Here is an 8935-nt window from a genome sequence, read left to right on the forward strand (position 1 = left end):
CCCGGCGGGAGCTGCCAGCTGGGACCGGTCGCTCCGAGGCGACGACTTCCGAGGCCAGCGACGGCATCCTCGGCGACGGCGCAGGCGAGGACGACATCGTGATCCCCTCGAAGGTCCACGACAAGGACATCGGGACCGAGCAACGGAAGAAGCTTCCACCGGAGGCGCCCTCACGCAACGAGGACGGCACCACGGTGTTCCGGGTCTACCGCCCGGCCAGCGACCGGGTCGAGGACGTCGACGACGCACCCGGTACGTCGTCCAGGCACCAGGGTTCCCGGCCGGAAGCACGCGATGACCATCCGCGCGGCGACATGAACCCCGAAGGGAACTCCGATGCCGATCCGAACTGAGCGCGGCCGCTCCGCCGCCGTACGCCAGACCGTGGGTGTCATGTGGCGCTCACCGCGGAACCTGCTGGTGGCCATCGTGATCGCTGGCGCTGTCATCGGCGGCATCGCGCTGGCAGGCACCGCACTACGCGACGCGACGTCGCACCCGGCTGCCGACCAGGACGCGCCGAGGTCGATGACGCCCTCCTCCAGCTCTCCGGTGCTGGCGCCGATTGCGCCGACGCCACCCACGACGACGAGCAGCCCAACTGGGATACCTTCGGCAACGTCGACAACACCGGCCGTGCCGCAGACCGCGCCGCCGTCGGCCGCCACATTGCCGAACATGGCGATCACTGCGGGCGCGCTCGGGTTCGTCCGCAGCTGGGCCCGCCCGCCTGCCGGAACCTCCGCAGCCACGTGGAAAGGCGGCGTACTGCCGTTCGTGATGCCCGAGGCCACCGCCGCGCTCGACTCGATCACGCCGGACAACATCCCGGTTACCCGGATCACCGGTGACCCGGTTGTGGTGTCCGCCAACGACAGCGTCGCCCAGGCCAAGGTCCCGACCGACGCCGGGGACATCATGCTGACGTTGGTGCGTACCGAGCAGCGCTGGCTGGTTCGCACCTGGGACCTGGCAGGCCGCTGATGAGATTCCTCATCGCGGTGGTCGCGGTCGCCGTGGTCGTGGCAGGCGTGGTCATTGTCGGGACCTTCAGCTCCTCGACCCCGGTGGCGATGGCGGCCGGGACATGCCAGGCCAGCCTCGGAGACTGGAAGACCGACGGCGCCGCTGGCCAGGGCGCGGCCGACGCCGCGAAACTCGGCGACGAGTCACGGCAGATCGTGGGAGCGATCATCGACATCGGGAAACAGCGCAATCTGCCGCCCCGCGCCTGGCAGGTCGCGATCCAGGCCGGAATGACCGAATCGGGCCTGCGCAACCTCAAGTACGGCGATCGCGATTCGCTGGGCATCTTCCAGATGCGCCCGTCGATGAACTGGGGCTCGGCCGACGAGGTCACCAACGTCCAGTACGCGATCAACAAGTTCTACACCGTGCTGCTCACGGTGCCGGGCTGGGACCAGATTCGTCCGGGCGATGCCGCGCAGGCTGTCGAACGATCCGGCTTTCCCGACCGCTACCACAAGTGGGAACCGATGGCGGCCTGGCTGATCTCGCAGGCGGGCGTCGAAGATCCGACCGGCTGCGCAGGAGGAGCGGCCGGGGCGAGCCAGGCCGCGCAGACGGCGATCGACGCGGCGATGTCGAAGCTGGGTAGCCGGTACGTCTGGGGCGCGGCAGGGGAGAACGACACGTTCGACTGCTCCGGGCTGATGCTGTGGGCGTACCGGAAGGCCGGCATCACGCTGCCGCGAGTCGCCGACGCCCAGTACCGTGCCGGCGCGCACTACCCGGTCGAGCAAGCCCAGCCCGGCGACCTGGTGTTCTGGGCCGACGCGACGGGTGATCCGGCCGCGATCCATCACGTGGGCATGTATCTGGGTGACAATAAGGTCGTCCATGCCCCGGACGTCGGCGATGTGGTCAAGGTCAGCGCGGTGTGGCAGCACGAGCTGGTCCGGACCGTCACCCGGCCGGGGGTGTCGTCGTGACGATGAGGATCACGTTTGCCGGAGCCGGAGCCGGAGCACACGGTCACCGGGGCGGACTGGACAACCCAGCGGCCTCCGGTGCTCTCGCCTGTCCCGGTGACCACCGCGCTCCGGTTGCACGGGCAGCTCGAGCTGATCGGCCAGCGGGTCGTTGTCGGCGATCCCCGTTCGGGCGCCTGGGTCTACGACCAGCGCGCCGCGACGAAGGTGCATGCCCGCGACGGCCAGAAGATGGTCGGCGTGGTGGCCGAGGTCGACTGGTACCGGCAGCAGCGCGACCCGGCCTATCCCGTCGTCCCGTTCAGCGTTCCGGCGGACCGGGTGTGGTTCGAGCTGACCGACATGGTCGATCCGGATGCGGCGCCAGCCCCGCTGGACCAATCCGACCTGCTGCCGGGCTACCGGTCGGTCAGCCTGGTCAGCGATCCGACGATGCCACCGGTGCGCTGGCCTCGCCGCGCCGACGGCGAACGCGCGGTGACCGGGGCCCGGTGCTGGCTCGTCATGGAGAGCGGTGTGCACGGCGGTTTCCGCGCCGCGGGAGAGCCACGGCGGTCGGAAGTCCCGGCAGTCAATCTCTCGCGCGGGCTCGAAGGCCTCAACCAGCCGGTCATCGGCACGATCATCCCGCTGTACCGCGAGATGGACTGGTATCGCTGGCAGGACACCGGGGACCTCCCGAGACAGCGTTTCGACGCGGAAAGCCAGCTGGTGTATCTGGAGTAGACCTCGAAGGAGAGCAGGAGACATGACCAGCCCCGACATCGTTCAGCATCACCCGTCACCTGCTCGCCCCGCATCGGCGACACCGGTCGCCGACTACCTCAACCACCAGCGCAGGCCGGGAACCAGCCCGGACGCCGGCTACGTCGTCCTGCCACGCGGCGTCCTTGAACGGCTGCCGTTGCCGCTGCAGCAACGTGTCGCCCAGGTCCTGGCCGAGGTGCACCAGGCCATGCCGCCCACCTGGACCCCGGCCTACCGGGTCACCCCGTCGAGGTGGGCGAAGGTCGGCGACCTCGAGGAGCACGAGCTGACCGAGATCGGGGTGAGCAGCGAACTGTCCTCCGACGGTGACCTCGTCTACCGCGCGCCGGACGGCAGCGTGCTGGCCGCCGAGGATCTTGAGAAGTTCGTGCTGGTCAGCGCCGCAGATCCGCTCCAGCGGGGCGTGTCCTTCCGCTGACCTGACCTCCGCGAGGGGCGCTGGGCCGCGGCGGCTCGGCGCCCCTCGTCGTGTCCGCACCAGAAAAGACCAAATAACCTCTACACAAATACACTAATTAGTGTGTTAGTATGGAGGTGTACGGGGAGCTGGCCGACGGGCCAGCGTCCGCTGCCGGAGGCGACGGCCGACCGGCAGCCCTTCCGGGGAGACGCGTTCTCCATCCGGAGCCAGCCCCGCGAGGACTTCCGGGTCCACGCGAGGAACTGGCGGAGTCCAGCCACGGACCCCGGAAGGCCAGGGACATCACCCGGAACCCGCACCCACGAACCCGGAGGGAGGAACACCCCATGTCACAGCTGAACGAGTTCATGTTCGAGGCCCTGGCCTGCGGGGACGGGCGTCAGGACGAGAACTGGCGTCGCGACGCCGCGTGCGGCGACATGGAGCCCGAACGATTCTTCCCGTTCGAGAGCCAGGCCGCGGAGATCAGGGCGGCCAAGGCGGTGTGCGCCAGGTGCCCGGTCAAGGACTTCTGCCTCGACGAGGCCCTCGCCAACGGCCTGGACTACGGAATCTGGGGCGGAACGACCCCGCGCGAGCGGCGCGACCTCCGCGCCCGGCGCCTCATGGGGCGGGCGAGCTGAATTGGCCGCCAGCTCGCCCGCCCTCCCCGCACCACCTACGCCGAAAAACCCGCCGCTGTAAGGGAGAAGGCCATGCCCGCACTCGCTTCCTCGCTGCTAACACTCCACAGCGGACACAGCGGCGGCGGGCATGGCCTCGACGCGCTGCTTGGCTCCCTGGCCCGTGGATTCGTCGCGAGCCTCGGCTGGCAAGCCGGCAAGACCTTCGGACAGTTCCTGGGCGCCTGGCTCGTCGTCCTGGTCCTCGTGGCCGTCGCGGTGTGGCTGCTGCGCGCTCTGCGCAAGAAACGCCGCTGACCAGCGTCCGAACCATCCCGCTCGATCTGACATCCCCGTCCCACAGAAGAGGAAGCGCCATGTTCAAATCGAAGGTCGTCCACCTCAACGAAGCCAGCACATCGCCGGTCGACCCGGTTGCACGTGAACTCAAGCAACTGCTGAACGCCAAACCGATCTCCGTATCCAGTCCGGCGGAACAAATCCCGTGGCTACTGCGATACGCCGACGCACTTACACGGGCCAGTCTGACGGATCAGGCGGAGGTGGCGCGCGCGGCGGCCACCGAGCTGGCCAAGGACGTCGTCATCCAGGTTCTCGGACACGAACCGACCGTGGAGAACACCAGGAGCCGGACATGTCCCGAGCGCTGACCACCGCGGTGGCCGCGGCTGCGGTCGCCGCGACGAGCGGATGGATCACCACCGGGCGACGGCTACGCCACTGCCGACACGAGCTGACTCGCTCGACCACCCGGCTGCAGGAGTCGCTGACCGATCCCGTCACCGGCCTGCTGACCCGCGCGGGCTGGGACAACGCCGCCCCGGCCCATGTCGCGCAGGCCAACGCAGCGATCCTGCTCGACTTCGACCGGTTCAAGCACGTCAACGACCAGTTCGGACACCTCGCGGGCGACGCGGTCCTTCGCGTGCTCGCCCAGCGACTGCGCAAGGCCTTCGACCCCGATGGGCTACTGGCCCGATTCGGCGGCGACGAGTTCGTCTACCTCGGTGCCCTCGACCACCGAGGAATCGGCGAGCGGATGGAGCACCTGTTCAGAAAGGTGACGGCCCCGATCACCGTGCCCGAGGTGCCCACCGAACTGCGGCTCAGCGTTTCGATCGGGCTGGCCTGGCTCAGCGACATGCCGATCTGGGACACCCCCGGACCCCAGCAGAACTGGCGGGAGGCGCTGCTCCGGGAGGCATGCCACGCCGCCGACATCAGCATGTACCAGGCGAAGGAGAACGGCGGCGGCTGGCGGATCCACGATCCCCAGCAAGACCCACGACGTCCCGCCGCGACGATCCTGCCCAGCCCGCGCCGCGTCCGCGACTACGGCCTGGCCGCGCTCGCAGAGCCCAGCCAGGTGACCTCGGCGAATCGGGCCACGGCAATCCCGCAACGAGGAGGACTCCGATGATCCGGCTCTGGCCATGGCGACGCCATCGTCAGCCCGCACCCGTACTTCGTACCGAGGAGGACCGGCCGGCCAAGCTCCTTCGCTACGGCCCGTACTCCGAGGTGAGCGTCTATGACGGCGCCCGCGGCCACGGCGACGTCGGGCTGTTTGTCGCGGGCCGCGCGTTCGCCGATCAGGAGGAGGCGAAGCGCTGCCAGGCTGCGTGGCAACGGCACGCGCCGGCGCTGACCGCGACTCTCCGCCACGATTCCCGTAGTTCTCGTGAGCCGCCCTACGAGGGCTCCTACCTCGACAACGAGGACCGCTGGTGCTTCGGGCAACCGGCTGAGGTAACCGCCCTGATGGCTACGATCGCCGAGGAAGCCGCCGCGGAACAGGCCCGCCAGGCCGCCGAGGCACGAAGGATCGACGAAGCGGCACGCGCGAGGCAGGCCGCCTGGGAAGCCCGGCAGCCCAAGGAGAACCTGGCCACCGCTGCCGACGACCGCTACGTCGACCTGACAGAGGGAGCGGAAGAACAGCTCCGGGACCTCATCGATTCCCAGCGCAAGCGACTCGCGACGATTACCGCCGCTGCCGGGCGGACGACCAGGATGGACCCGAACGCCGCCCGGTACTGACTTGGTGTCCCCCTGCGAAGGCAAGGACCAGGTCAGAAGGTTCGGCCAGGACGCAATTCCGACCGGGCTCGATGCTCCAGAACATAGAGAAGTCCGCTGTTCACATCGTACTAAGAAAAGGAAGCAAAAAGATGGCGCACGCGGTATCGGACAAGTGGAAGAATGTGTCACCGGAGGAGCGCCACGCCGCGTTTCGGGCGCACCATTGTGAGGGAAAGCCGTACCCGTCGCAGGTGGGCGTCGATGCGGATCCGGAGGAGCTACACGACCAGGACGGGGACAGTGGTGCCCGATAAGCACGAAAACCCGTTGCGCTAGCTCACTTTCACGACACGAAAGTGTGACCAGGAAAATCTACTGAAGGGAAAGTCGCATGGGAAAGAACAGCAACACCCAGCGCGAGGCGGGCGTGCCCGTCACCGAGGCTGCCAAGGGTGGGCCGATCGCGGAGAAGGTCTACCAGGGCGTGAAGAAGGAGCTGGGTAAGAAGTCGGGCAAGTAGCGACGCGAGACGTTCCGCTGCAGTCGCTATACCAGGCTTGCTGGCCTCGATCGGAAGTTGATCGGGGCCAGCATATTTATTCCGCGAGGAGGCCGTTCTTGGCGGCGTAGGTGGCTAGCTCCGTTCGGTTCCGGACACCGACCTTGTGGAGGATCGACTGGACGTGATTGTCGACCGTGCGAGGGGAAAGCACGAGTTTCTCCGCGATCTGTCGGGTCGTGTCGCCCTCGACGACCATCCGCAGGACCTCGTTCTCCCGTTCGGTCAACGTTGTGATCCTCGGTGCGACCGCTGGTGGCGTGTTGTCCACCTCGCCAGATTTCACGTCGTGCGGCGGCCGGGTGACTGGGCTGCCGGTCACGATCTTCTCCACTGCGGCGGCGAGGTCCGCAGCGGCGGCCGTCTTGGCGACGTGCCCGGCCGCACCGGAGCGCCGGACGTCGGCGAGCTCGGCTTCATCACTGGTCGTGGTGAGCATCAGGATCTTCGTGGCCGGAAGCGCCCGGAGAATGTCTCGCGAGGCCTCGACCCCCGAGGTGCGGCCCAGGTGCAGATCCAGGACGACGATCGTCGGTCGTATCCGTTGTGCGGTCTGGATCGCTTCGTCCACCTCCGAGGCCTCGGCCTCCACGTCGAAGCCGTGATCGGCCAGTCGCGCAGCGAGGGCGGAACGCCACAGCGGATGGTCGTCGACGACCATCACCGAGATCCGCGCCCGGTCATCTCGACTCATGCACCCTCCGAGTTCCGAGGCCCCCACCGCCGCATCTAACGACCAACCGGCTCTAACGGTGCCAGGGCCGGGCCTGCGGCGCCGAGTCCACGCAGGTCACGGACGGGGGATCTTGGCCCGCGCAGGCGACTCACACGGAGATCGTGGGGAGTGTTGGGAACCATCCTTTGTGGTCTGGGAGTCACACTAGGTGCTATGTCAGCGACGTACCGGAAGGTGTTCGGCCACGCCGAGTTCCGAACACTCTTCATGTCCATGGTGGTCTCCGTGGCCGGAGACCAGTTCGCGCGTGTCGCGCTGTCGCTGCTCGTCTACGACCGGACCAAGTCGGCGGGCTGGACGGCCGGAACCTACGCGCTGACCTACCTTCCGTCGATCCTGGCCGGGCCGCTGCTGTCCGGCCTGGCCGACCGATGGCCCCGGCGGCGGGTGATGGTGAGTGCCGACCTCCTGCGCGCGGTCCTGGTGACCGTGATGGCAATTCCCGGCCTGCCGCTGCTGGTGGTCGCCGGCCTGCTCGTGCTGGTACAGGCCGCCGGGGCCCCAGGCAACGCCGCCCGCGCGGCCACCGCAGCCGCCGTATTGCCTGAGCGGGACGAGTACGTGCTGGGAAAGGGCGTGCTGGACATGGTCGTCCAGCTGGCCCAGGTCATCGGCTTCGCATCCGGTGGAGCTCTGGTGGCCGGGCTCGGGTCGGGCCAGGCACTGATCGCCGACGCGATCACCTTCGTGATCTCCGCCGTGCTGGTTCGGTTCGGCGTACGGTCGCGTCCGACGCCGAGCGTTCCGGACGAGAACGCACCGGGAACCCGGCTGGGTCGCTGGTGGCGGGACCTGGCGGAAGGGACGCGGCTGGTCGCACGTGCATCGAAGCTGCGCTCCCTGGTCGCCCTGGCCTGCGTGGCCGGGTTCTACATCACCGTTGAAGGGCTCGCGGCACCCTACGCGGCAGAGATCGGCGAATCGGCCCAGGCGGTCGGGCTGCTGCTGGCCGCTAGCCCGGCCGGGACGATCCTCGGGATGCTGCTCGTCGGGCGGCTATCGAACCCGATGAGGCTGCGCCTGCTCGCCCCGCTGGCGACGTGCGCCTGCCTGCCGCTCCTGGCGTGCGCGTTCCGACCCGGCCTGGTCGTGACCGTGAGCCTCTGGGCGCTCTCGGGCGTCGCGTCGGCGTATCACCTGCCGACTTCGGCGGAGTTCACCCTCTCCGTACCCGACCATCAGCGGGCGCAGGCCTTCGGTCTGGCCGTGACGGCCATGACCACCAGCCAGGGAGGAGGGATCGCGCTGGCCGGGCTGGCGGCGACGTGGGCCAACGCGTCGACGGTCGTCGCGGTCTCCGGCGCGCTGGGCGTGCTGGCGGCTGGCGTGGCGGGCCGAGCATGGAATCGGGCCCGCCGTGCCGAACTACAGGCCGCGTCGTGACCACCTCGTCGAGGTCAGCGCTGGCTCCACTCGTTGCCACGATGGGTCGACCACTCGTTGCCACGGAAGCCGCAGGACCACTCGTTGCCACGCAGATTCCACTCGTTGCCGCGGCGGGAGTTGCGGGACCAGTCGTTGCCGTGCGCGATCAGCATGATGTGCCTTCCTGGTGGGGATCTCGTGGATCTCGATGGGTGCTCGGGTCGTGCTATCGACAGACGGTGATCGGACAGTTACCGTTGAGTGTTGCGGTTACCGGCTCGGGGAGGGGACGGGATACAGGGTGAAGGATTTTCGTCGCGGATTAATAGCTGGCAGATGGCAGTTGTGGTCACTGCCGCGGTCCGCGCTGCACCTGGTACTGCTCGTCAACGCCGTAGCGCTGGCGATCACCGTATTTTCGTCACTGTCTGTATCGGTGTCCCGGACCGAGCTGATCTATTTCATCATCCTCACCGTCGGCGCGATCGT

At 68.3% G+C, this 8935-nt stretch carries 14 protein-coding genes; 12 read left to right on the forward strand and 2 right to left on the reverse strand.

What is annotated here, in order from left to right:
• The 11 genes from ACFW0G_RS22130 to ACFW0G_RS22180 all read left to right on the forward strand — a co-directional run.
• On the forward strand, window positions 1-353 hold a 353-nt coding region (locus ACFW0G_RS22130; protein WP_378327245.1), incomplete at its 5' end, for a hypothetical protein.
• Window positions 337-984 (forward strand): hypothetical protein, encoded by a 648-nt coding sequence (locus ACFW0G_RS22135; RefSeq protein WP_378327246.1) that lies wholly within the window; start codon window positions 337-339, stop codon window positions 982-984. The genes ACFW0G_RS22130 and ACFW0G_RS22135, both read left to right, overlap by 17 nt.
• Entirely contained in the window at window positions 984-1952 is a 969-nt protein-coding gene (locus ACFW0G_RS22140) for a C40 family peptidase (protein WP_378327247.1), read from the forward strand. The genes ACFW0G_RS22135 and ACFW0G_RS22140 overlap by 1 nt, the downstream gene beginning before the upstream one ends.
• A 15-nt stretch (window positions 1953-1967) precedes the next feature.
• Window positions 1968-2678, forward strand: a complete 711-nt coding sequence (locus tag ACFW0G_RS22145) for a hypothetical protein (RefSeq protein WP_378327248.1) — start codon at window positions 1968-1970, stop codon at window positions 2676-2678.
• A 22-nt stretch (window positions 2679-2700) separates the two neighbouring features.
• Window positions 2701-3138: a hypothetical protein gene (locus ACFW0G_RS22150; RefSeq protein WP_378327249.1), complete on the forward strand. Its 438-nt coding sequence runs from the start codon at window positions 2701-2703 to the stop codon at window positions 3136-3138.
• 329 nt (window positions 3139-3467) lie between these two features.
• Window positions 3468-3764, forward strand: a complete 297-nt coding sequence (locus tag ACFW0G_RS22155; protein WP_378327250.1) for a WhiB family transcriptional regulator — start codon at window positions 3468-3470, stop codon at window positions 3762-3764.
• A gap of 72 nt (window positions 3765-3836) precedes the next feature.
• On the forward strand, window positions 3837-4061 hold the full coding sequence (locus tag ACFW0G_RS22160) for a hypothetical protein (protein ID WP_378327251.1): 225 nt from the start codon (window positions 3837-3839) through the stop codon (window positions 4059-4061).
• 59 nt (window positions 4062-4120) lie between these two features.
• Complete coding sequence (locus ACFW0G_RS22165) at window positions 4121-4414, forward strand: hypothetical protein (RefSeq protein WP_378327252.1); 294 nt, start codon at window positions 4121-4123, stop codon at window positions 4412-4414.
• On the forward strand, window positions 4399-5184 hold the full coding sequence (locus ACFW0G_RS22170; protein ID WP_378327253.1) for a GGDEF domain-containing protein: 786 nt from the start codon (window positions 4399-4401) through the stop codon (window positions 5182-5184). Before ACFW0G_RS22165 ends, ACFW0G_RS22170 begins: the two co-directional genes overlap by 16 nt.
• Window positions 5181-5804 (forward strand): hypothetical protein, encoded by a 624-nt coding sequence (locus ACFW0G_RS22175; protein WP_378327254.1) that lies wholly within the window; start codon window positions 5181-5183, stop codon window positions 5802-5804. The genes ACFW0G_RS22170 and ACFW0G_RS22175 overlap by 4 nt, the downstream gene beginning before the upstream one ends.
• A gap of 373 nt (window positions 5805-6177) precedes the next feature.
• The gene (locus ACFW0G_RS22180) at window positions 6178-6306 is read left to right on the forward strand and encodes a hypothetical protein (protein WP_378327255.1); all 129 of its coding nucleotides are present in this window, start codon (window positions 6178-6180) and stop codon (window positions 6304-6306) included.
• A 76-nt stretch (window positions 6307-6382) separates the two neighbouring features.
• On the opposite strand, the gene ACFW0G_RS22185 is transcribed toward ACFW0G_RS22180, so the two are convergent.
• Window positions 6383-7039: a response regulator gene (locus ACFW0G_RS22185; protein ID WP_378327256.1), complete on the reverse strand. Its 657-nt coding sequence runs from the start codon at window positions 7037-7039 to the stop codon at window positions 6383-6385.
• Window positions 7040-7234: 195 nt separating this feature from the next.
• Here ACFW0G_RS22185 and ACFW0G_RS22190 point away from each other — a divergent pair, with 195 nt between their 5' ends.
• Window positions 7235-8464 (forward strand): MFS transporter, encoded by a 1230-nt coding sequence (locus ACFW0G_RS22190; RefSeq protein WP_378327257.1) that lies wholly within the window; start codon window positions 7235-7237, stop codon window positions 8462-8464.
• 14 nt (window positions 8465-8478) lie between these two features.
• On the opposite strand, the gene ACFW0G_RS22195 is transcribed toward ACFW0G_RS22190, so the two are convergent.
• The gene (locus tag ACFW0G_RS22195) at window positions 8479-8619 is read right to left on the reverse strand and encodes a hypothetical protein (protein WP_378327258.1); all 141 of its coding nucleotides are present in this window, start codon (window positions 8617-8619) and stop codon (window positions 8479-8481) included.
• Window positions 8620-8935 lie beyond the last annotated feature (316 nt).

It is taken from the genome of Amycolatopsis sp. NPDC058986 (assembly GCF_042741125.1).
GTDB lineage: Bacteria > Actinomycetota > Actinomycetes > Mycobacteriales > Pseudonocardiaceae > Amycolatopsis.

What these genes read in the sequence shown, in the direction of transcription:
- ACFW0G_RS22135 (WP_378327246.1), top strand. Translation starts at nt 337, where the DNA reads ATGCCGATCCGAACTGAGCGCGGCCGCTCCGCCGCCGTACGCCAGACC.
- ACFW0G_RS22140 (WP_378327247.1), top strand. Translation starts at nt 984, where the DNA reads ATGAGATTCCTCATCGCGGTGGTCGCGGTCGCCGTGGTCGTGGCAGGC.
- ACFW0G_RS22150 (WP_378327249.1), top strand. Translation starts at nt 2,701, where the DNA reads ATGACCAGCCCCGACATCGTTCAGCATCACCCGTCACCTGCTCGCCCC.
- ACFW0G_RS22155 (WP_378327250.1), top strand. Translation starts at nt 3,468, where the DNA reads ATGTCACAGCTGAACGAGTTCATGTTCGAGGCCCTGGCCTGCGGGGAC.
- ACFW0G_RS22160 (WP_378327251.1), top strand. Translation starts at nt 3,837, where the DNA reads ATGCCCGCACTCGCTTCCTCGCTGCTAACACTCCACAGCGGACACAGC.
- ACFW0G_RS22165 (WP_378327252.1), top strand. Translation starts at nt 4,121, where the DNA reads ATGTTCAAATCGAAGGTCGTCCACCTCAACGAAGCCAGCACATCGCCG.
- ACFW0G_RS22170 (WP_378327253.1), top strand. Translation starts at nt 4,399, where the DNA reads ATGTCCCGAGCGCTGACCACCGCGGTGGCCGCGGCTGCGGTCGCCGCG.
- ACFW0G_RS22175 (WP_378327254.1), top strand. Translation starts at nt 5,181, where the DNA reads ATGATCCGGCTCTGGCCATGGCGACGCCATCGTCAGCCCGCACCCGTA.
- ACFW0G_RS22180 (WP_378327255.1), top strand. Translation starts at nt 6,178, where the DNA reads ATGGGAAAGAACAGCAACACCCAGCGCGAGGCGGGCGTGCCCGTCACC.
- ACFW0G_RS22185 (WP_378327256.1), bottom strand. Translation starts at nt 7,039, where the DNA reads ATGAGTCGAGATGACCGGGCGCGGATCTCGGTGATGGTCGTCGACGAC.
- ACFW0G_RS22190 (WP_378327257.1), top strand. Translation starts at nt 7,235, where the DNA reads ATGTCAGCGACGTACCGGAAGGTGTTCGGCCACGCCGAGTTCCGAACA.
- ACFW0G_RS22195 (WP_378327258.1), bottom strand. Translation starts at nt 8,619, where the DNA reads ATGCTGATCGCGCACGGCAACGACTGGTCCCGCAACTCCCGCCGCGGC.